This window comes from Kitasatospora sp. NPDC004272 (assembly GCF_053603035.1).
On record NZ_JBSGET010000044.1, the window covers coordinates 1 to 21,038 of the forward strand.

At 73.1% G+C, this 21,038-nt stretch carries 15 protein-coding genes, 1 rRNA gene and 1 pseudogene; 11 read left to right on the forward strand and 6 right to left on the reverse strand.

The window, feature by feature from the left end; all coding sequences use genetic code 11:
• Together rrf and ACWEO5_RS15895 are read left to right on the forward strand one after the other, a co-directional pair.
• Window positions 1-88, forward strand: a 5S ribosomal RNA gene (rrf, locus tag ACWEO5_RS15890); the annotation flags it as partial.
• Between the two features lie 79 nt (window positions 89-167).
• Window positions 168-1,055 (forward strand): phosphatase PAP2 family protein, encoded by an 888-nt coding sequence (locus tag ACWEO5_RS15895; protein ID WP_452162947.1) that lies wholly within the window; start codon window positions 168-170, stop codon window positions 1,053-1,055.
• Between the two features lie 96 nt (window positions 1,056-1,151).
• Here ACWEO5_RS15895 and ACWEO5_RS15900 read toward each other — a convergent pair whose 3' ends face one another.
• The 6 genes and pseudogenes from ACWEO5_RS15900 to ACWEO5_RS15925 form a co-directional block, all read right to left on the reverse strand.
• The gene (locus ACWEO5_RS15900; protein WP_452162948.1) at window positions 1,152-2,027 is read right to left on the reverse strand and encodes an ArsR family transcriptional regulator; all 876 of its coding nucleotides are present in this window, start codon (window positions 2,025-2,027) and stop codon (window positions 1,152-1,154) included.
• 40 nt (window positions 2,028-2,067) lie between these two features.
• The gene (locus tag ACWEO5_RS15905) at window positions 2,068-3,309 is read right to left on the reverse strand and encodes an RNA-guided endonuclease InsQ/TnpB family protein (protein ID WP_452162949.1); all 1,242 of its coding nucleotides are present in this window, start codon (window positions 3,307-3,309) and stop codon (window positions 2,068-2,070) included.
• A gap of 184 nt (window positions 3,310-3,493) precedes the next feature.
• A pseudogene (locus ACWEO5_RS15910) lies at window positions 3,494-3,775 on the reverse strand (ATP-binding cassette domain-containing protein); the annotation flags it as partial.
• Window positions 3,772-4,161 carry a GntR family transcriptional regulator gene (locus ACWEO5_RS15915; protein WP_452162950.1) on the reverse strand — a complete coding sequence of 130 codons (390 nt, stop codon included), beginning with the start codon at window positions 4,159-4,161 and terminating at the stop codon, window positions 3,772-3,774. The gene ACWEO5_RS15915 and the pseudogene ACWEO5_RS15910, both read right to left, overlap by 4 nt.
• 185 nt (window positions 4,162-4,346) lie before the next feature.
• Entirely contained in the window at window positions 4,347-4,901 is a 555-nt protein-coding gene (locus ACWEO5_RS15920) for an acetate uptake transporter (protein ID WP_344552690.1), read from the reverse strand.
• A 279-nt stretch (window positions 4,902-5,180) separates the two neighbouring features.
• The gene (locus ACWEO5_RS15925; RefSeq protein ID WP_452162951.1) at window positions 5,181-7,730 is read right to left on the reverse strand and encodes a SpoIIE family protein phosphatase; all 2,550 of its coding nucleotides are present in this window, start codon (window positions 7,728-7,730) and stop codon (window positions 5,181-5,183) included.
• A 518-nt stretch (window positions 7,731-8,248) separates the two neighbouring features.
• On the opposite strand from ACWEO5_RS15925, the gene ACWEO5_RS15930 reads away from it, so the two are divergent.
• The 9 genes from ACWEO5_RS15930 (at window position 8,249) to ACWEO5_RS15970 (ending at window position 21,038) form a co-directional block, all read left to right on the forward strand.
• A complete protein-coding gene (locus ACWEO5_RS15930; protein ID WP_452162972.1) occupies window positions 8,249-12,712 on the forward strand; it encodes a HAMP domain-containing protein in 4,464 nt (1,487 codons plus the stop codon).
• Window positions 12,713-12,914: 202 nt separating this feature from the next.
• Window positions 12,915-13,550, forward strand: coding sequence for a response regulator (locus ACWEO5_RS15935; protein ID WP_344552704.1), 636 nt, complete (start codon window positions 12,915-12,917; stop codon window positions 13,548-13,550).
• 121 nt (window positions 13,551-13,671) lie between these two features.
• Complete coding sequence (locus ACWEO5_RS15940; RefSeq protein ID WP_452162952.1) at window positions 13,672-16,362, forward strand: DNA translocase FtsK; 2,691 nt, start codon at window positions 13,672-13,674, stop codon at window positions 16,360-16,362.
• Window positions 16,363-16,519: 157 nt separating this feature from the next.
• Entirely contained in the window at window positions 16,520-17,386 is an 867-nt protein-coding gene (locus tag ACWEO5_RS15945) for a helix-turn-helix domain-containing protein (protein ID WP_452162953.1), read from the forward strand.
• An 82-nt stretch (window positions 17,387-17,468) separates the two neighbouring features.
• Window positions 17,469-18,950 (forward strand): 30S ribosomal protein S12 methylthiotransferase RimO, encoded by a 1,482-nt coding sequence (rimO, locus tag ACWEO5_RS15950; protein ID WP_452162954.1) that lies wholly within the window; start codon window positions 17,469-17,471, stop codon window positions 18,948-18,950.
• Window positions 18,947-19,579, forward strand: a complete 633-nt coding sequence (gene pgsA / locus ACWEO5_RS15955) for a CDP-diacylglycerol--glycerol-3-phosphate 3-phosphatidyltransferase (RefSeq protein ID WP_452162955.1) — start codon at window positions 18,947-18,949, stop codon at window positions 19,577-19,579. Before rimO ends, pgsA begins: the two co-directional genes overlap by 4 nt.
• Entirely contained in the window at window positions 19,572-20,054 is a 483-nt protein-coding gene (locus tag ACWEO5_RS15960) for a CinA family protein (RefSeq protein ID WP_452162956.1), read from the forward strand. Before pgsA ends, ACWEO5_RS15960 begins: the two co-directional genes overlap by 8 nt.
• Before the next feature lie 314 nt (window positions 20,055-20,368).
• Window positions 20,369-20,737 carry a helix-turn-helix domain-containing protein gene (locus ACWEO5_RS15965; RefSeq protein WP_030457965.1) on the forward strand — a complete coding sequence of 123 codons (369 nt, stop codon included), beginning with the start codon at window positions 20,369-20,371 and terminating at the stop codon, window positions 20,735-20,737.
• Window positions 20,738-20,789: 52 nt separating this feature from the next.
• Window positions 20,790-21,038, forward strand: coding sequence for a hypothetical protein (locus ACWEO5_RS15970; protein ID WP_452162957.1), 249 nt, complete (start codon window positions 20,790-20,792; stop codon window positions 21,036-21,038).

Consider the following 21,038-nt stretch of genomic DNA (forward strand, 5'->3'; position numbering starts at 1 on the left):
CGGTTACATTCCGAACCCGGAAGCTAAGCCTCACAGCGCCGATGGTACTGCAGGGGGGACCCTGTGGGAGAGTAGGACGCCGCCGAACAATCATTGTGGGAAAGCCCCCCGACGGGACGTCGGGGGGCTTTTTCGCATTCCCGGGGCGGGCCGGGTAGCCTGCGCCAATGCAGAACCTGACGTTGACGTGGCAAACCTCGGCCGGTGCCTCCGCGGCGCTGTACGCTGCGGCGTTCGCCGTCAGGAGGGGGGTGGCCCGGCGGGCCGGCGGGGAGGTGCGGCGGCGTCGGGCGGGGACGGTGGCGGACGCGCTGCGGGAGGCGGGGACGCTGCTGGCGCTGTTCGCGCTGTGGCAGGTGGTGGGGCACCTCTCGTTGATGGGCACGGACCACGCGCTGGAGCGGGCGGAGTGGATCCACCGGACGGAGGGGGAGCTCGGGCTGCCGGACGAGGCGTCCTGGCAGCGGGCGGTGGTGGGGCACCCGTGGCTGGTGCAGGGGGCGAACTACTACTACGCGACGATGCACTTCGGCGTGATGCTGGTGGTGCTGCTCTGGCTGTTCCTGCGGCACCGGGCGCGGTACGCGTGGGTGCGGACCACGGTGGTGGCGACGACCGCGGTGTGCCTGCTGATCCAGTTCATTCCGGTGGCGCCGCCGCGGATGCTGCCGGGGAACGGGTTCGTCGACCTGGCGGAGCAGTACGGGCAGTCGGTGTACGGCAACGCGGTGGCGGGGGTGGTCGCGGACCAGCTGTCGGCGATGCCGTCGGTGCACGTGGCGTGGTGCGTGATCGCGGCGGTGGCGGTGGTCTCGGTGGCGCGCGGGCCGTGGCGGTGGCTGATGGCGCTGCACCCGGTGGTGACGGTGTGGGTGGTGGTGGTGACGGCGAACCACTTCTGGGCCGACGGCCTGGTCGCGGTGGTGATCCTGCTGACCGTGTACCTGGTGCAGGCTGCGGTGTCGGGCTGGCGGCAGCGGGAGGACGAGGGGCCCCGGGCGGTGGCGGAGGAGCCGGGGGAGCAGCGGGAGCGCAGCGCGGTGCAGCAGGGCTGAGCGGGCACCCGGCTCCCGGGAGTGGCGGCGGTCCGGGGACGGGGGTTCCGGGGCCGCCGTCGGCGTTCTCGGCGTTCTCGGCGTTCCCCGGCGCCGTCAGCCGGGCTGGGCGGAGAGCAGGGCCTCGGCGAGGGCGGTGCGGTAGTAGCGGCCGGGCGTGCTGGTGCCGGCGACCAGGCGGGCGTCGAGCAGGACGCTGAGGTGGTCGTCGACGGCGGCCGGGCCGAGGCCGGTGAGGGCGGCCAACTGGGTGGTGTCGCGCGGCCGGTCGAGGCCGGTCAGCAGGGCGGCGCGGGCGCCGCCGAGCAGGCGGCCCAGGCTGGCGGGCGGGGTGCGGGGGCCGGGGACGGGCGCGGCGGAGGTCGGGTAGACGACGGTGAGGCGGGTGTGCGACTCGTCCGGGCGGAGCCAGCCGTGGCGGGCGCTGGTCGGGACGAACAGCAGCTCGGGGGCGGGTGGCTGGTGCGGGGGGAGGGCGGGGGCGGTGAGGCGGAGGCGGCCGTCGGGGAGCCAGCGGTGCTGGGGGCCGAGGTGGGGGAGGGCGGCGGGCCAGCCGTGCCGTGCGGCGCGTTCCCGGCGGGTGGTGAGGTCGGTGTGCAGGGTGCGCAGGCGGGCGGGCCATTCGGGGCGGACGACGTGCTGCCACGTCCAGTCGAGGAGTTCGGCGAGCGCGGGGGGCAGGTCGGCGGCGGGGAGGTCGAGCAGGTGGGGATCGGCGTCCGGGTCCGGCGCGGGCAGGGGGAGGGCGGCGGGCCAGTCGGCGGGTTCGCGGGCGGTCAGCCAGGGGGTGGCCTGCGGGGTGGCCGCGAGGCGGGCCCGGAAGGCGGGTTGGTGGTCGGCGAGCCAGCCGCGGCGCCAGGGCTCGGGCCGGATCTCGGCGAGGACGCCGACCGCGGCGACCGTCTCGACCAGGGGTGAGAGCGCGAAACGGCACGCGGTGAGTGATTCCGTGCCGACCAGCCAGTGACCCATGCGTTCCCCTCCGGACGCAGACATTGACATCCTCCCTGGCCTAGGGGCTGGGGATTCCCGTCTGCTCCCGCACCGGTGGGGTGGGGTGCTTCGGGTGGGTTCCTGCTTCTTCGCGCGGTGCGGGCACGGGTGCCCGTCTGACCTGCGCTCGACAGGCTGTCACCGCCAGTCCGGCGGCCTTGGCGACGTTGACCGCCGCGTTGACGTCCCGGTCGAGGACGGCCCCGCACGCCCTGCACGTCCACTCGCGGACGTGCAGGGGCTTGGGGCCGTCCTTGACGCCGCAGTGCGAGCACACCTGGGAGGTGGGTTCGAAGCGTCCGATCCGGATGAACTGCCGCCCGTAGCGTGCGGCCTTGTACTCCAGCATGGCCACGAACCGCGACCATCCGGCGTCGTGCACCGACTTGGCCATGCGCGTGCGCGCAAGTGCCTTGACCGCCAGGTCTTCCACTGCCACCGCTTGGTTGTCGCGGACGACCTTCGTGGAGAGCCGGTGGTGGAACTCGTGCCGCGCGTCGGCCACCCGCGCGTGTGCGCGGGCGACCCTGATACGGGCCTTGTCACGGTTCTTCGACCCCTTGGCCTTGCGGGCCAGGGCCTGCTGCGTGCGCTTGAGCTTCTTCTCGGCGCGGCGCAGGAAGCGGGGGCTGTCGATCTTCGTGCCGTCGGAGAGGACCGCGAAGTGCGTCAGCCCGAGGTCGATGCCGACCACGGTGTCGGTGTCGGGCATGCGGGCCAGGTCGCCGGCGGGGTCGCTCTCGATGACGAAGCTCGCGAAGTACCGGCCCGCCGAGTCCTTCACGACCGTCACCGTGGACGGCGTCGAGGGCAGGGTGCGGGACCACTTCACCGTCAGGTCGCCGATCTTCGGCAGGCGCAACTTCCCGCCCGGCGTGATCGACCATCGGGCGTTGGCGGTGAAGCGCACGGCCTGCCGGGTGTCCTTGCGGGACTTGAAGCGCGGCGCCCCCGTGCGGGGCCGCTTGCCCTTCAACCCGTCGAAGAAGTTCCGGTACGCGGCCTCCAGGTCCCGCAGGGACTGCTGGAGCACGACGGCCGACACCTCGCCCAGCCAGGCGCGTTCCGGGGTCCTCTTCGCCCCGGTGATCAGCGCCTTCGACAGGTCGCCGGTCTTCGGGAACGGCAGCCCGGCGGTGCGGGCGTCCTCCCGAGCGCGCAAGGCATCGTTGTACACCACCCTCGCACACCCGAACGCCCTCGCCAGCGCCGAGCACTGACCGGCGGTCGGGTAGACGCGGAAGGAGTACCTGAGCTGCACAACGACACCGTAGCCCCCCGACCCACGACAGGACACCGCAACGACCCGACCCGTCAACACCCGCCCGCACACCCGGCCTTCGCGACGCAATATCGCCACAGAGTGACCGCTGACCGCCACCAGACCCGGCCCGGCCTAGCCTGGCCCGAAGAGACTATGCGGAGCATCTGCGCTGACTTCGAGCCTGCCGGACGCGGCGTTCGGCCAGGGCGGCGTCCCAGCGGAGGTTGAGCCGGGCGCCCAGCCGCAGGTGGTCGGCGACCGAGAGCGCGGCGTGCTCCTGGGCGACGAAGCCGACCCGGGTGAGCAGGCCGCAGGCGAGTTGCAGCAGGGTGGACTTGCCGGCGCCGTTCGGGCCGACCAGGCCGACGACGCGTCCGGCGGGGACGCTCAGGGTGCAGTCGGTGAGCGCCTGGCGGCGGCCGTAGCGCTTGTGCAGCGCCCGGGTTTCGACGATCGCGGTCATCGCTCCTCTTCGGTGGGACTTCGGACGGTCTGGCGGAACAGCGCCTCGATGGACTCCTCGTCCAGCCCGGCGGCCCGGGCGGTGGCCAGCCAGCGGCTCAACTCCCTTCGCAGCGGCTCGTGTTCGGAGACGGCGGGGGCGCCGAGGGTGCCGCTGACGAAGGTGCCGACGCCGGGCTTGGGGGAGACCAGGCCCTCGTTCTCCAGTTGGCGGTACGCCTTGAGCACGGTGTTGGGGTTGATCGCGACCTTGGCCGCGACCTCCTTGACCTTGGGCAGCCGGTCCCCCTCGGACAGCAGGCCCAGCCGCAGCGCCTGCCGCACCTGGTGGACCAGTTGCAGGTAGGGGGCGACGCCGGACCGGGGCTCGATGTGGAACTCGATCACCGCAACCTCATTTATCTAGGTTCCTAGCACTATGGAACTGAAGGTCCGTCAGTCCTGTCAAGTGGGTTATCACAAGCGGGGGTTGACCTGCGGACATGCCGGAGCCCGGGCGCCGTGGGGGTGGCGTCCGGGCTCCGGGACGAGCGACGAGCGACGAGCGGTGGTGCGGTGGTGCGGCGGTGCGCTTACCTGACCGGCAGGGCGACCCGGCCCCAACGGCCGCCGGTCAGTTCGGCGGTGGCCGAGTACCAGGCGGCCAGGCCGGCCACGGCGGCGACCCAGCCGCCGACCTTGCCCCAGCCGGAGGCGTCGCCGAACGCCCCGATGGCGCTGAGCACCAGGGAGACGGTCAGCAGGCCGTACACCGCGCGGGTGAGCAGGCCGCCGCCCCAGGAGGCGGCCGTCAGGGTGAGCGCCAGCAGCGCCCACAGCAGCAGGAACAGGCCCGCGGTGTTCTTGCCGGCCGGGCCGGCGGCGGCCCAGGTCGCCCAGAAGGCGCCCAGGGCGGTGAACGCGGTGCCGCTGAAGCGGTCGCCGCCGCGGAACTGCCAGAGGCCGGCGACGAACAGCGTCACGCCGCCGACCAGGTTGGCCAGCGTGGAGGCGCCGCCGGCCGAGGTGCCGCTGAGGACACCCGTGCCGAGCAGGCCGTACGCCAGCAGAGTCAGACCGAGGGCCAGGTATCCGAGCGGACCCGCGTCAGCGGATCGGGCGTTCGCCCCGGAGGCTTCATTGCTCACCGGAGGCTCCTTTCACTCTGCGCCAGGGCATGGCGAGATCACGGTGAAAAGTGGGTGTGCGAAGAGGTGGTGCCAGGTGCCGGGTCGTGGGCGCACCGGAGAGGGGGTGCGGCGGCTGCGGCGAAGGAGAGAACCGGCGGCTCGGCCGCTGGTCGTGCCCTCCGGGGTGGAAGCCCCCGGTGCTTACGGTGTACCCGGCGCCCCGGTTTTGTACCCTTGTGAATCACGCAGGATGAGCAAGTGTGAGCAAACCGTGACCAGTTCGGGTCCGGGGTCCGGTCAGTTCTGACGCTGGGTCGGGATGCGCAGCGTCAGGATCGCCATGTCGTCGGACGGCGGCTCGGGCGCGAAGCGCTCCACCGCCCGGTGCACCCGGGCCGCGACCGCGCCCGCGGTCAGGCCCGCGCAGCCGGTCAGCACCTCGACCAGGCCGTCGTCGCCGAGCATCCGGCGGCCCTCCCGGCGCTCGGTCACGCCGTCCGTCACGCACAGCAGCACCTCGCCCGGAGCGAGCACCAACTCCTCGGCGGTGAGGTCGAGTTCGTCCATCACCCCGAGCAGCGGCTGCGGCGAGGCGGCCTGGTCGACCTGCCCGTCGGTGCGCAGCCGCAGCGGCAGCGGGTGGCCGGCGCAGACCAGCGACAGCACGGTCGAGCCGTCCGCGCGGGGCGTCAGCTCGCCGTACAGCAGGGTGAGGAAGCGGGCCCGGCTGCCCTCGTCCAGGATCGCCGCGTTCAGCCGGGTGAGGACCTGCGGGGCGTCGAGGCCCTCGCGGGCCAGCAGGCGCAGCGAGTTGCGGGCCAGGCCGGTGACCGAGGCGGCCTCCGGGCCGGTGCCGCAGACGTCGCCGATCGCGAAGCCGTAGGTGCCCTCGCGGATCGGGAACAGGTCGTAGAAGTCGCCACCGACCTCGTTGCCCTCGCCCGCGGCCTGGTAGAAGACCTCCACCTCGACGCCCGGGATCTTCGGCAGCTCCGGGGGCAGCAGGGCGCGCTGGAACGCCTGGCTGGTGGCGGTGCGCTCGGAGTACAGGCGGGAGTTGTCCAGCGCCAGGGCGGCCCGGCGGGAGAGGTCCTCGCCGAGCTCCAGGATCTCCTGGCGGAACCGGACGCCGCGCCGGGTGCCGAGCACCAGCAGGCCGATCACCCGGTTGCGGGCGGACAGCGGCATGACCACCGTCTCGCCGAGCTCCGGGCCGACCGGGTGGCCGAGCGCCCGGGCGGTCTCGGCGGGGGCGTCCCACGGGCGGGCGCCCGGGCTGGGCTCCGCCTCCGGGGCGGGGGTCTTGTCGAGCAGGGCGCGCAGCGCGTCGATCCGGTCCTCGTCCTCGTGCAGCACGAAGGCGAGTTCGGCGCCGGGCGCCTGGTCCGGCGTGGTGTAGACGGCGCACCAGGAGGAGAGCGTGGGGACGGCCATCTGCGCCATCAGGGCGAGCGTCTGCTCGTGCTCCAGGGTGCCGGCCAGCAGGTCGGACGCCTCCACCAGGAAGGACAGCGAGCCGCGGCGCAGCCGTTCCAGCTCGCTCAGCCGGGCGCTCTCCAGGGCCAGCGCGATCCGGTCGGCGGCGAACTGCAGCCGCAGCGCGTCCTCGTTGTCGTAGCGGCCGGGGGCGGCCGCGGCCACCCCGAGCGAGCCGGTCAGCCGGCCCTCGACCTTGAGCGGGACGGTGATCAGCGAGCGCAGGTCGGTGCCGTCGAGCAGCGGGGCGGCGCCGGTCGGGCGGACCGCCAGGTCCTCGTGCACGGCGGGCAGCCGGGCCGAGTCGAAGCGGCCCGCGCCGGCGTCCACCGGCAGCCGGGAGAAGCGCCGGGACGGGCCGGCCAGGCCGGTGGCGGCGCGCAGCTCGAACTCGGTCTCGTCCTCGCTGGTGAGCAGCAGGTAGGCGGCGTCGGCGTCGAGCAGGTCGCGGGCGCGCTCGACGATCCGCTGCAGCAGGCTGGACAGGTCGTCGGGGGAGACCGGGCCGACCAGCAGGTCCAGCGGCTCGACGGCGGTGGCGGCGCCCTCCACGGCGCTGCCCGGGGTGCCGGGGGTGCGCAGCACCGCGCGGTCGGCCTCGCGGACCAGCAGGCACGCCACCGTCGGGGTGCCGGAGCTGTCGCGCAGCCGCACGTGGGTGCCGTACACCTCCTGCACCGCGCCGTCGCCGCCGCGCACCGCGTACGAGCCCTCCCAGCGGGCCAGGCGCAGGGTGTCGCCGAGGCCGAGGCCGGGGGTCTGCGGCCAGACGGCCAGTTCGGCCCAGGGGCGGCCGAACACGGCGTCCGCGGGGCGGTGGAAGAGCGACTCGGCGTCGGCGTTCCAGTGCCGGACCCGCCCGTGGTCGTCGAGCTGCACCACGGCGACCCGCACCGGGCCGTCCGCGGCCGGGAGTTCGCCGCCGGGCAGGCTGGGCAGCGCGTACCGGGTGCCGGGGCGCTGCTCGGGCAGGGCGAGGCGGAACCAGACGGTCTTGCGGCCGGCCGCGTACTCCACGCCCCAACTGCTGGACAGCGCCGAGCACATCAGCAGGCCGCGGCCGCCCTCGCCGTCCGGGTCGGCGTACCGCTCGGAGTTCATCGTCACGTTGGCGAAGGAGGGCAGGCCGCGCTCCGGGTGCCGGTCGCTGACCTCGATCCGGACGGTGTCCTCCTCGCGCAGGCAGACCACCTCGGCGGCCGTCCCGGCGTGCACCACCGCGTTGGTGACCAGTTCGCTGACCAGCACCACGGCGTCGTCCACCACCTCGGGCACGCCCCACCCGAGCAGGGCGTCCCGGACGAAGCCGCGGGCCGCGGCGGCCGACCGGTCGACCGGTTCGAAGGTGGCGGCTGCGCGCGCGGTGACCACGGCCACGTCTCCTCTGCTGCTGGTCTCTGCTTGCTGGTCCGACGGGAGGTCGGGGCGGTGCGGCGGTCCCGGGGCGGGGTCGCCCGGGTCCGGTGCGGCCCTCCACCCTACTTTCCGGTTGGTACCCAGTGGGGCCGGGGCGCCGAAACAGGTCCCTGGGGGTGATTTCGTTCACCACTTTCCCTGGTCGCCGGGAAAACCCTCCGCAACCGGTCCGACACCGGGTGCCAGTGCTGTCACACTGGGGGGTCCGCGTGCCGTCACGGCCGCAGTACGGTCGACAGGGACGGCGCGGGAGCGAAGGCCGGACGCCGGTCCTCCCGCGGCGGTGAACCGAGTCAGGACCTGGGAGGGCCCCGTTGAGTTCGGCGACCAAGGACGTGTCCGGAACGACGACCGCCGCTGCGCGCGGTGCCCGCCCGGTGCCCCCGTCGCGGGCCGGCGGCGGGCGGCGCCCGAACCCGGGGCGCGGGGCCGAGCCGGCGGAGCTGCGCAAGCTGCTGACCGCGCTGACCGCGATGCGCGACGGCAACTTCCGCCGCCGGCTGACCTTCCCGGGCGACGGCCTGCTGGCGGAGATCGCCGCGGTGTTCAACGAGGTCGCCGAGCGCAACCAGCACCTCACCGGTGAACTGGCCCGGGTGCGGCGGGCGGTGGGCCGCGAGGGCCGGCTGTCCGAGCGGCTGGAGACCGGCGTCGGCGAGGGCGCCTGGATGGCCGCGGTCGACAACTGCAACGCGCTGATCGACGACCTGGCGCGGCCGATGGCCGAGGTCGGCCGGGTGCTGTCCTCGATCGCCGAGGGCGACCTGACCCAGACCATGGAACTGCGCTCGCTGCACACCACCGGGGCGAGCTACCCGCTGCGCGGCGAGTTCCTGAAGGTCGGCCGGACCGTCAACGGCCTGGTCGACCAGCTGTCCGAGTTCACCGACGAGGTGACCCGGGTGGCGATCGAGGTCGGCACCGAGGGCAAGCTGGGCGGCCAGGCCCGGGTGCGCAGCGTCTCCGGCTCCTGGAAGGACCTGTCGGACTCGGTCAACACCATGGCCGGGCGGCTGACCGCGCAGGTCCGCAACATCGCCGAGGTGACCACCGCGGTGGCCCGCGGCGACCTGTCGCGCAAGGTCACGGTGGACGTCGACGGCGAGATGCTGGAGCTGAAGAACACCGTCAACACGATGGTCGACCAGCTCAACTCGTTCGCCGCGCAGGTCACCACGGTGGCCCGCGACGTGGGCACCGAGGGCCGCCTGGGCGGCCAGGCGCAGGTGTCGGGCGTGGCCGGCGTGTGGCGCGACCTGACCGACTCGGTGAACTTCATGGCGGCCAACCTGACCGCGCAGGTCCGCAACATCGCCGAGGTGACCACCGCGGTCGCCAAGGGCGACCTCTCGCGCAAGATCGAGGTCGACGCCCGGGGCGAGATCCTGGAGCTGAAGAACACCATCAACACCATGGTCGACCAGCTCTCCGGCTTCGCCGAGCAGGTGACCCGGGTGGCGCGCGCGGTCGGCACCGAGGGCATCCTCGGCGGCCAGGCGCAGGTGCCGGGCGTGGCCGGGGTCTGGAAGGACCTCACCGAGAACGTCAACTCGATGGCGAACAACCTGACCAGCCAGGTCCGCGGCATCGCGCAGGTCACCACCGCGGTCGCCAAGGGCGACCTGTCGCAGAAGATCCAGGTCGACGCCCGGGGCGAGATCCTGGAGCTGAAGAACACCATCAACACCATGGTCGACCAGCTGTCGGCGTTCGCGGACGAGGTCACCCGGGTCGCCCGGGACGTCGGCACCGAGGGCATCCTCGGCGGCCAGGCCAGCGTGCCCGGGGTCTCCGGCACCTGGAAGGACCTCACCAACTCGGTGAACCTGATGGCCAACAACCTGACCAGCCAGGTGCGTTCGATCGCCGAGGTGACCACCGCGGTGGCCCGCGGCGACGTCTCCAAGAAGATCACCGTCGATGCGAAGGGCGAGATCCGCGAGCTCGTCACCACCGTCAACACGATGGTCGAGCAGCTGTCCGCGTTCGCCGACGAGGTGACCCGCGTCGCCCGCGAGGTGGGCACCGACGGCATCCTGGGCGGTCAGGCCCGGGTCTCCGGCGTCTCCGGCATCTGGCGGGACCTGACCGACAACGTCAACCTGATGGCGTCCAACCTGACCAGCCAGGTCCGCAACATCGCCGAGGTCGCCGCCGCGGTGGCCCGCGGCGACCTGTCCAAGAAGATCGCCATCGACGCGGCCGGCGAGGTCGCCGCGCTCGCCGACACCCTGAACACCATGGTCGACCAGCTGTCGGCCTTCGCCGTCGAGGTCACCCGCGTCGCCCGCGAGGTCGGCACCGACGGCATCCTGGGCGGCCAGGCCAGCGTGCCGGGCGTCGCCGGGATCTGGAAGGACCTGACCGAGAACGTCAACCTGATGGCCAACAACCTCACCGGCCAGGTCCGCAACATCGCGCTGGTGATCACCGCGGTCGCCAAGGGCGACCTGTCGCAGAAGATCGACGTTGACGCCCGCGGCGAGATCCTCCAGCTCAAGACCAGCATCAACACCATGGTCGACCAGCTCTCCGCGTTCGCCGACGAGGTGACCCGCGTCGCCCGCGAGGTCGGCACCGACGGCCGGCTCGGCGGCCAGGCCCGGGTCCCCGGCGTCGACGGCACCTGGCAGGACCTCACCGAGTCGGTGAACGAGCTGGCCAACAACCTGACCCGGCAGGTGCGCGCGATCGCCCAGGTCGCCACCGCCGTCACCCGCGGCGACCTGTCGCCGCGGATCAACGTGGACGCGTCCGGCGAGCTCGACGAGCTCAAGGACAACATCAACCAGATGATCGCCAACCTGCGCGAGACCACCCGCACCAACAAGGAGCAGGACTGGCTCAAGTCCAACCTGGCCCGGATGTCCGGCCTGCTGCAGGGCCGCCGCGACCTGTCCGCCGTCGCCTCGCTGATCATGAGCGAGCTGACCCCGGTGGTCTCCGCCCAGCACGGCGCCTTCTTCCTCGCCCAGCCGGCCGGCCGGGCCGCCGAACTCGTCACCGAGGACGACGACGAGAACGACGTCGTGCTGCGCCTGATCGGCAGCTACGGCTACCACCGGCGCACCATGCCCACCACCTTCCGGCTCGGCGAGGGCCTGATCGGGCAGGCCGCCGTGGAGAAGCGGCCGATCGTGCTCAAGGAGACCCCGCCCGGCTACCTGAAGATCTCCTCCGGCCTCGGCGAGTCCTCCCCGGCGCACGTGGTGGTGATGCCGGTGCTGTTCGAGGGCCGGCTGCTCGGCGTGATCGAACTCGCCACCTTCTCCAGCTTCACCACCGTCGCGCTGGACTTCCTCAACCAGATCGCCGACCAGATCGGCGTCACCGTCAACACCATCTCGGTCAACACCAAGACCGAGGGCCTGCTGCTGGAGTCCCAGCGGCTCACCGCCGAGCTCTCGATGCGCTCCGCCGAACTGGAGGCCCGCCAGGAGGAGCTGGAGCGCACCAACGAGGAGCTGCAGGAGAAGGCCGAGCAACTCGCCCAGCAGAACCGCGACATCGAGATCAAGAACAGCGAGATCGAGGAGGCCCGGCAGATCCTGGAGGAGCGCGCCGAGCAGCTCGCGCTGGCCTCGCGCTACAAGAGCGAGTTCCTCGCCAACATGTCGCACGAGCTGCGCACCCCGCTCAACTCGCTGCTGATCCTGGCCAAGCTGCTCTCCGACAACAACGAGGGCAACCTGTCGGCCAAGCAGGTGGAGTTCGCCGAGACCATCCACGGCGCGGGCAGCGACCTGCTCCAGCTGATCAACGACATCCTCGACCTGTCCAAGGTCGAGGCGGGCAAGATGGACGTCCGCCCGGCCCGGATCGCCCTCGTCCAGCTGGTCGACTACGTGGAGGCCGCGTTCCGGCCGCTGGCCGCCGAGAAGAACCTGGACTTCGCGGTCCGGGTCTCCCCGGACCTGCCGGCCACCCTGCACACCGACGAGCAGCGCCTCCAGCAGGTGCTGCGCAACCTGCTCTCCAACGCGGTGAAGTTCACCGACGCCGGCGCGGTCGAGCTGATGATCCGCCCGGTGGCCGGCCAGGAGATCCCGCAGCACGTGCGCGAGCAGCTGCTGGAGTCCGGCACCATGGCCGACCCGGACGAGCCGCTGATCGCCTTCTCGGTCTCCGACACCGGCATCGGCATCCCCGGCAACAAGCTCCGGGAGATCTTCGAGGCGTTCAAGCAGGCCGACGGCGGCACCAGCCGCAAGTACGGCGGCACCGGCCTGGGCCTGTCGATCAGCCGGGAGATCGCCCGGCTGCTGGGCGGCGAGATCCACGTCGAGAGCGAGATCGGCCGCGGCTCCGCCTTCACCCTCTACCTGCCGCTGCGCAGCGAGGGCCCCGAGCCGGTCACCCTGGAGCGCGCGGGCGCCCCGCGCGCCCTCGAAGCCTCCCGCACCCCGGCCGAGCAGTGGACCCAGGAGGCCCGCGGCCTGGTCGAGGAGCGCCGCCGCTCCACCGTCGAGCGCCGCCGCCCCGCGGAGACCCCGCGCGCCGCCGAGGAGACCGTCCCGCGCCAGGGCGAGGCGACCCGCACCGGCGGCACCCCGCCCCGCTTCGACGGCGAGCGGGTCCTGATCGTCGACGACGACATCCGCAACGTGTTCGCCCTCACCAGCGTGCTGGAGCAGTACGGCCTGACCGTGCTGTACGCCGAGAACGGCCGCGAGGGCATCGAGATGCTCGAACAGCACGAGGACGTCGCCCTGGTGCTGATGGACATCATGATGCCCGAGCTGGACGGCTACGCGACCACCGAGCAGATCCGCCGGATGCCCCGGTTCTCCGGCCTGCCGATCATCGCGCTGACCGCCAAGGCGATGAAGGGCGACCGCGAGAAGAGCCTCCAGGCGGGCGCGACCGACCACATCACCAAGCCGGTCGAGACCGACCACCTGCTGGCGGTGATGCGCCAACACCTGCCCGTCAGGTGACCGCCACCCGCGGGAGCCCGCTCCGGCTGGCACCCGCGGGCGGGAACCCGGTAGGGTCACCGCTCGTTGCCAACAGTGACCGGACGGTGACGCCCGGCACCGGGCCTGTGGCGGGCAAGGGGGTACGGCTAGCATGACCGGGGCAGTGATGGGCGGTACGAAGGTGCCGGCCCTCGGGAAACAACCGGCAGGAGGGCGGGTCCTGGTGCAGAAGGCGAAGATCCTCCTGGTCGACGACCGTCCGGAGAACCTGCTCGCCCTGGAGGCGATCCTCTCCGCGCTCGACCAGACCCTGGTGCGCGCCGCCTCCGGCGAGGAGGCGCTCAAGGCCCTGCTCACCGACGACTTCGCGGTGATCCTGCTGGACGTGCAGATGCCCGGCATGGACGGCTTCGAGACCGCCGCGCACATCAAGCGCCGGGAGCGGACCAGGGACATCCCGATCATCTTCCTGACCGCGATCAACCACGGTCCGCACCACACCTTCCGCGGCTACGCGGCCGGTGCGGTCGACTACATCTCCAAGCCCTTCGACCCGTGGGTGCTGCGGGCCAAGGTCTCCGTCTTCGTCGACCTGTACCAGAAGAACACCCAGCTGAAGGAGCAGGCCGCGCTGCTGCGCCTGCAGCTGGAGGCGGGTGCGGAGCCGGCCATCGGCGGGGCGCTGCTCGGCGAGCTGTCGGCCCGGCTGGCCGCCGTCGAGGAGCAGGCCGAGGCGCTCACCAAGCAGCTGGAGTCGGGCTCCGACGGCCCGGCCGCGGCGACCGCCGCACACCTGGAGCGGCAGATCGCCGGCCTGCGCGGGGCGCTCGACGCGCTGCGTCCCGGCGCCGGCTGACGGACCGTCGGGGTCATCCGTCCGGGTGATTCCCGGGCGGCTGACGGCGCGTCGGCGACACAACCCGCCGAAGTGCGCCCGCGCATGTCCGCGGCCCGGGCGCGCCGGTAGGCTGCCCCCCATGGCCACACGAACGCCCGGAAGCGCCGCCGCACGCACCAGCAAGCCCGGGCCGGCCAAGGGCGCGCCGGGCAAGGACGCACCGGCCAAGAAGGCACCGGCCAAGAAGGCCGCGCCCGCCAAGAAGGCTCCGGCGAAGAAGGCCGCCCCGGCCAAGAAGGCGGCCGCCGCGCCCCCGCCGCCGCCGAAGCGGCCGATACTCTTCCGGGCCGTCCGGGCGCTCTGGCTGGGCCTGGCGCACTCGGTGGGAGCGGTGTTCCGCGGCTTCGGCCACGGCGCCCGCAACCTGCACCCCGAGCACCGCAAGGACGGCGTGGCGCTGCTGCTGCTGGCGCTCGCCCTGGTGACCGCCGCGGGGACGTGGTTCAGCCCGCAGGGCTGGCTCGGCGAGGCGGCCACCAACGTGGTCTCCGGCCTGTTCGGCCGGCTCGACGTGCTGGTGCCGTTCCTGTTCGGCGCCCTCGCCGTCCGGCTGATGCGCCACCCCGAGGTGCCGGAGGCCAACGGCCGGATCGCGATCGGCCTGAGCACCCTGGTGGTCGGCGTGCTGGGCCTGGTGCACATCGGCTGCGGCGGGCCCGCGATGGGCGCCGGGGCGACCAAGATCCGGCAGGCCGGCGGTCTGATCGGCTGGGCCGCGTCCACTCCGATGATGGCCGCGGCCGGTCCGCCGCTGGCCGTCCCGCTGCTGCTGCTGGTCGCGTTCTTCGGCCTGCTGGTGGTCACCGCCACCCCGGTCAACCGGATCCCCGAGCGGCTGCGGCAGCTCGGCGTGCGCCTGGGCGTGGTCGAGCCGCTGCCCGGCGACCTGGAGGAGGGCGCGGCCCCGGACGCCGAGCGGGAGTACTCCACCGCGCCGCCCGAGGACGCCGACCCGGACGCGCTGCCGATCACGGTCGAGAACGACGAGCTCTCCGCCCGCCGCCGGCGCCGCCGCCGCAAGGGCGACGACGCCGGGGACGTGCAGCCCACCGAGCCGCTCTCCTTCGAGAAGGACCCGTACCAGACCCGCGACCTCGCGGCCGGCGTCGCCGCCGACCTGGACGGCGCGCTGCTGTACGGCGTCCCCGGCTCGCCCGCGGTGGCCAGCATGGTCGGCCAGGTCAAGGACAACACGGCCCCGCCGGAGGAGCCGTGGACGCCCGAGGTGCCCGCGGCCCGGGCCGCCGACGCCCCCGAGGGCCACGGCGAGGCCCCGGTCCGGATGGAGCAGCTCCGGCTCTCCGGCGACGGCGGCTACGCGCTGCCCGCGCTGGACCTGCTGGAGCGCGGCGCCCCGGGCAAGGCCCGGTCCCAGATCAACGACGACGTGGTGGCGCAACTCAGCGGCGTGTTCGCCGAGTTCAAGGTCGACGCGCGGGTCACCGGCTTCACCCGCGGCCCGACGGTGACCCGCTACGAGGTCGAGCTCGGCCCCGCCGTGAAGGTCGAGCGGATCACCGCGCTGGCGAAGAACATCGCCTACGCGGTGGCCACCCCCGACGTGCGGATCATCTCGCCGATCCCCGGCAAGTCCGCGGTCGGCGTGGAGATCCCCAACCGGGACCGGGAGATGGTCACCCTCGGCGACCTGCTGCGCTCGCGCACCGCCGCCGAGGACACCCACCCGATGGTGGTCGGCATGGGCAAGGACGTCGAGGGCCACACCGTGATGGCCAACCTGGCGAAGATGCCGCACGTCCTGGTGGCCGGCGCCACCGGCGCGGGCAAGTCCTCCTGCATCAACTGCCTGATCACCTCGGTGCTGGTGCGCGCCACCCCCGACGAGGTCCGGATGGTGCTGGTCGACCCCAAGCGGGTCGAGCTGACCGCGTACGAGGGCATCCCGCACCTGATCACGCCGATCATCACCAACCCGAAGAAGGCCGCCGAGGCCCTCCAGTGGGTGGTCCGCGAGATGGACACCCGCTACGACGACCTGGCGGCCTACGGCTTCCGGCACGTCGACGACTTCAACGCCGCGGTCCGGGCCGGCACCGTCCAGCCGCCGCTGGGCAGCGAGCGCGAGCTGGCGCCCTACCCGTACCTGCTGGTGATCGTCGACGAGCTGGCCGACCTGATGATGGTCGCCCCGCGCGACGTCGAGGACTCGGTGGTCCGGATCACCCAGCTCGCCCGGGCCGCCGGCATCCATCTGGTGCTGGCCACCCAGCGCCCCTCGGTGGACGTGGTCACCGGCCTGATCAAGGCCAACGTGCCGTCCCGGCTGGCCTTCGCCACCTCGGCGATGGCCGACTCCCGGGTCATCCTCGACCAGCCCGGCGCGGAGAAGCTGATCGGCAAGGGCGACGCGCTGTTCCTGCCGATGGGCGCCTCCAAGCCGGTCCGGATGCAGGGCGCCTTCGTCACCGAGGCGGAGATCGCCAGGGTCGTCCAGCACTGCAAGGACCAGCTGACCGCCCGCTACCGGGACGACGTGGTGGTCGGCGGCGGCCCGAAGAAGGAGATCGACGAGGAGATCGGCGACGACCTCGACCTGCTGATCCAGGCCGCCGAACTGGTGGTCACCACCCAGTTCGGGTCGACCTCGATGCTCCAGCGCAAGCTGCGGGTCGGCTTCGCCAAGGCGGGCCGGCTGATGGACCTGATGGAGTCCCGCGGCATCGTCGGTCCCAGCGAGGGCTCCAAGGCCCGGGACGTGCTGGTCAAACCGGACGAACTGGACGGTGTACTGCTGACCCTCCGGGGGTAGGCGGCGGGCGTCCGGACGGCCGGGAACCGCCGTGAGCGCCCGTCAACTTCTGTTGCGAGACTGTGGCACGTTCGGGCCCCCTCCGGTTGAGAAACGTTCCGCCCCCACCCCTAGACTGGTGCCTCAGCAGGTGGCCTCCGCTCGAAAGGCGTGCCCAGTGACCATCGGCAAGTCCCCCCGCCGCTCCGCCCCCGACTCCTCCGCGCCCGCCGCCGCTGCCGCCGAGGAGTCGAGTCGTGCCACCACCGACGGGCCGAGCATCGGGCGGCAGCTCGCCAAGGCCCGGATCGACGCCGGCCTGACGGTCGACCAGGTCAGCACCCGCACCCGGATCCGGGTGCCGATCGTGCACGCCGTCGAGTCCGACGACTTCGAGCGCTGCGGCGGCGCCTTCTACGCCCGCGGCCACCTGCGCCTGCTGGCCCGCGAGGTCGGCCTGGACGGCGAGGCGCTGGTCGCCCGCTACGACGCCGAGCACGGCGGCGCCCCGGCCCGGCCGGCCGGCCCGCTGGTCGACCCCGGCCCGATCAAGGTCCGCGACCACAACCGCCCGAACTGGACCGCCGCGATGGTGGTCGCGATCCTCGCCGTGGTCGCGCTGATCGGCTACAACCTGGTCGGCTCCTCGTCCTCCGGCGGCGACCAGCCCGGCGCGGCCAGCGCCCCGCTGCCCTCCGGCGTCTCCGCCCCGGCCGCCGGCTCCCCGTCCGCGCAGCCGCCGGCCCCGGAGAACAGCGTCGCGGCGATCGCCGCCGCGCCCGCCGACAAGGTCACCGTCAAGCTGGTCGCCGGACCGGACAAGAGCTGGGTCACCGCCAAGGACGGCAACGGCAAGTCGCTGTACTCCAACAACCTGGAAGCCGGCCAGGACCAGACCTTCACCGACCCCAAGAAGATCACCCTGGTGATCGGCAACGCCGGGGCCGTGCACCTGTTCGTCAACGGCAAGGACCTCGGTCCGGCCGGCCAGGACGGCCAGGTCGTGCACCTCACCTACACCCCGGGCGACCCGCAGGCGGGCTGAACCGGGACGATCCGGTCCTCACGGCAACGCGCGCGCCCTCCGGGGGAAACTCCACCGGGAGGCGCGCGTTAATCTTGGCGTCATGCCTGAAACCCGCACTGTCGCCCTGGTCACGCTCGGATGCGCCCGCAACGAGGTCGACTCCGAGGAACTCGCCGGGCGACTGGAGGCCGACGGCTGGCGACTGGTCGACGACGCCAGCGAGGCCGACGTCGCCGTCGTCAACACCTGCGGGTTCGTCGAGGCCGCCAAGAAGGACTCCGTCGACGCCCTGCTGGAGGCCAACGACCTCAAGGGGCACGGCCGCACCCAGGCCGTGGTCGCGGTCGGCTGCATGGCCGAGCGCTACGGCAAGGAGCTCGCCGACGCCCTCCCCGAGGCCGACGGCGTGCTCGGCTTCGACGACTACGCCGACATCTCCAGCCGCCTGAACACCATCCTCTCCGGCGGCCACGTCGAGGCCCACACCCCGCGCGACCGCCGCAAGCTGCTGCCGCTCACCCCGGTCGAGCGGCAGGCCGCCGCCGCCGAGGTCGCGCTGCCCGGCCACGGCGCCCCCGAGGACCTCCCCGACGGCGTCGCCCCCGCCTCCGGCCCGCGCACCCTGCGCAAGCGGCTGGACGACGCCCCGGTCGCCTCGATCAAGCTCGCCTCCGGCTGCGACCGCCGCTGCTCGTTCTGCGCCATCCCCGCTTTCCGCGGCTCCTTCATCTCCCGCCGCCCCAGCGACGTCCTGGGCGAGGCGGTCTGGCTGGCCGGGCAGGGCGTCCGCGAGGTCGTCCTGGTCTCCGAGAACAACACCTCCTACGGCAAGGACCTCGGCGACATCCGCCTGCTGGAGACCCTGCTGAGCGAGATCGCCGCCGTCGAGGGCATCGAGCGGGTCCGGGTCAGCTACCTGCAGCCCGCCGAGATGCGCCCCGGCCTGATCGACGTGATGACCGGCACCGACAAGGTCGTCCCGTACTTCGACCTGTCCTTCCAGCACTCCGCGCCCGCCGTGCTGCGCCGGATGCGCCGCTTCGGCTCCACCGAGCAGTTCCTCGGCCTGCTGGAGTCGATCCGGGCCAAGGCCCCCGAGGCCGGCGCCCGCTCCAACTTCATCGTCGGCTTCCCCGGCGAGAGCGAGGAGGACTACGCGGAGCTGGAACGGTTCATCACCCACGCCGGGCTCGACGCCATCGGCGTGTTCGGGTACTCCGACGAGGACGGCACCGAGGCGGCCGGCTACGACGGCAAGCTCGACCAGGACGTGGTGAACGACCGGGTCGCCCGGCTCTCCAAGCTCGCCGAGGAGCTCACCGCGCAGCGCGCCGAGCAGCGGATCGGCAGCGAGGTCACGGTGCTGGTCGAGTCGGTGGAGGACGGGGTGGTCGAGGGCCGCGCGGCCCACCAGGCCCCGGAGACCGACGGCCTGACCACCCTGCTCGGCGCCCCGGACGCGGTGGTCGGCCGGTCCTACCGGGCCGTGGTGGTCGGCACCGAGGGCGTCGACCTGGTCGCCGAGGCCGTCGGGACCGTCGAGGGCGACCAGGCCGCGGAGCTCGCCGGAGCCGACGTATGACCAAGGGGCCGGGGGCCCCGGCCGCCACCCGGCCGACCCCGGCCGCCGTCCCGCCGCAGCCCGGCGTGTGGAACATCGCCAACGTGCTGACCATGTTCCGGCTGGTGCTCGTCCCGGTCTTCGCCGCGCTGCTGTTCGCCGACGGCGGCCACGACCCGAAGTGGCGGGCCTTCGCCTGGGCGGCCTTCGCCATCGCGATGATCACCGACGTGTTCGACGGCGCGCTGGCCCGCCGCAAGGGCCTGGTCACTGACTTCGGCCGGATCGCCGACCCGATCGCCGACAAGGCGATCATGGGCACCGGCCTGATCGGGCTGTCCCTGCTCGGCGACCTGCCCTGGTGGATCACCGTGGTCGTCCTGGCCCGCGAGCTCGGCATCACGCTGATGCGGTTCTGGGTGATCCGCTACGCCGTCATCCCGGCCAGCCGCGGCGGCAAGCTCAAGACGCTCGCCCAGGGCACCGCGGTCGGCATGTACGTCCTGGTGCTCACCGGTCCGCTGGCCACCGGCCGGGCCGTGGTGATGGGCGTCGCGGTGTTCCTCACCCTCGCCACCGGCCTCGACTACGTGCTCCAGGCCGTCCGGCTGCGCCGCGAGGGCATCGCCCGGGAGCGCCGCGGTGAGTGAGGACGCCGCCGCCCGGGCGCTGGCGGCGCTGCGGGCCGACGGCGCCACCCTGGCCGTCGCCGAGTCGCTCACCGGCGGCCTGCTGGCCGCCGCCCTGGTCGGCGTCCCCGGCGCCTCCGCGGTGTTCCGGGGCTCGGTCACCGCGTACGCCACCGAGCTCAAGGCGTCCGTGCTCGGCGTCGACGAGGGCCTGCTCGACGTGTACGGCCCGGTCCACCCGGTGGTGGCCCGGCAGATGGCCGAGGGCGTCCGCCGGCTGCTCGGCGCCGACTGGGCGCTGGCCACCACCGGGGTGGCCGGGCCCGAGCCGCAGGGCGGGCAGCCGGTCGGCACCGTCCACGTGGCCCTCGCCGGGCCGGCGGGAACAGAAGCGCTCCCGCTCCGGTTGTCGGGTGGGCGTGACACGATCCGGCACGGGGCGGTGGACGCCGCGCTGGAGCTGCTGCTCCGGCGGCTGGCGGCCGCCGGGGGCTGAGCATCGCCGAAGGTCCGGCGGTCCGGACCCAAAACCCGTGAACCCGCCGCACCCGGTGGAGGATCGTGTTAGACCGGATGCTCCGGCCGGACGGAAGACGGCCGGGGCGAATGACGTCGACCCGGTGTCGACCGTGCGTCCGGTGCCGGACATCTGCCCGTCACGGGTGGTTCGACGGCTCCGGAGGGGAAGAAACAGGGAGGGGCACCTTGCAGCCCAGAGTGAACACGACCCCGGTCCCCGCACGGGATGCTGGCAAGGCGGTACGGTGGGGTCGTGACATCTCGATCCGCAGTCCGAGGAGGGAGGCACCGATGATCCTGCTCCGTCGCCTGCTGGGCGATGTGCTGCGTCGGCAGCGCCAGCGCCAGGGCCGCACACTCCGCGAGGTGTCGGCAGCCGCCAGGGTTTCGCTCGGGTACCTCTCCGAGGTCGAGCGGGGTCAGAAGGAGGCGTCCTCCGAGCTGCTCTCCGCCATCTGCGACGCGCTCGACGTGCGGATGTCGGAGGTCATGCGGGAGGTCAGCGACGAACTGTCGCTCGCCGAACTTGCGGCGATGGCCACCCTCTCGGAGGGTGATCTGCTGAGGCCGGTGCTCGAACCGGTTCCGCTGCCGGCCCCCGGTGTCGACCGGTCCGGTTCCATCTCGCCCAAGGCGGCGATGGACGTGGTGGCGGCCTGACCGGACCTCGACCGTCCCGCGGACGCGGGACGCCGGGTGAAGGAGGGCCACGATGCGGAGTGCGCGCAGTGCGCTGCTGCTCGGTGCGACGGCACTGGTCGGCCTGGGCCTGATACTGATGCTGATGAGCGGCACCGCCATACCCGGCGGTGCCGCTCTCGGCATGCTCGCGGCCGGGTGGTGGGGGGTGGGGCTGGTCCCGGTGCACGCCAGGACCGCGCCCCCGGAACCGCGGAAACGGGACACGGCCCCCGGGGCGCCGGACCCGGCCGGGGCGGACGGCGCTCACCCGGACGGGTGA

Coding starts and splice junctions, on each gene's coding strand:
- ACWEO5_RS15895 (WP_452162947.1), top strand. CDS start 168: ATGCAGAACCTGACGTTGACGTGGCAAACCTCGGCCGGTGCCTCCGCG.
- ACWEO5_RS15900 (WP_452162948.1), bottom strand. CDS start 2,027: ATGGGTCACTGGCTGGTCGGCACGGAATCACTCACCGCGTGCCGTTTC.
- ACWEO5_RS15930 (WP_452162972.1), top strand. CDS start 8,249: ATGCGCGACGGCAACTTCCGCCGCCGGCTGACCTTCCCGGGCGACGGC.
- ACWEO5_RS15940 (WP_452162952.1), top strand. CDS start 13,672: ATGGCCACACGAACGCCCGGAAGCGCCGCCGCACGCACCAGCAAGCCC.
- rimO (WP_452162954.1), top strand. CDS start 17,469: ATGCCTGAAACCCGCACTGTCGCCCTGGTCACGCTCGGATGCGCCCGC.
- pgsA (WP_452162955.1), top strand. CDS start 18,947: ATGACCAAGGGGCCGGGGGCCCCGGCCGCCACCCGGCCGACCCCGGCC.
- ACWEO5_RS15965 (WP_030457965.1), top strand. CDS start 20,369: ATGATCCTGCTCCGTCGCCTGCTGGGCGATGTGCTGCGTCGGCAGCGC.
- ACWEO5_RS15970 (WP_452162957.1), top strand. CDS start 20,790: ATGCGGAGTGCGCGCAGTGCGCTGCTGCTCGGTGCGACGGCACTGGTC.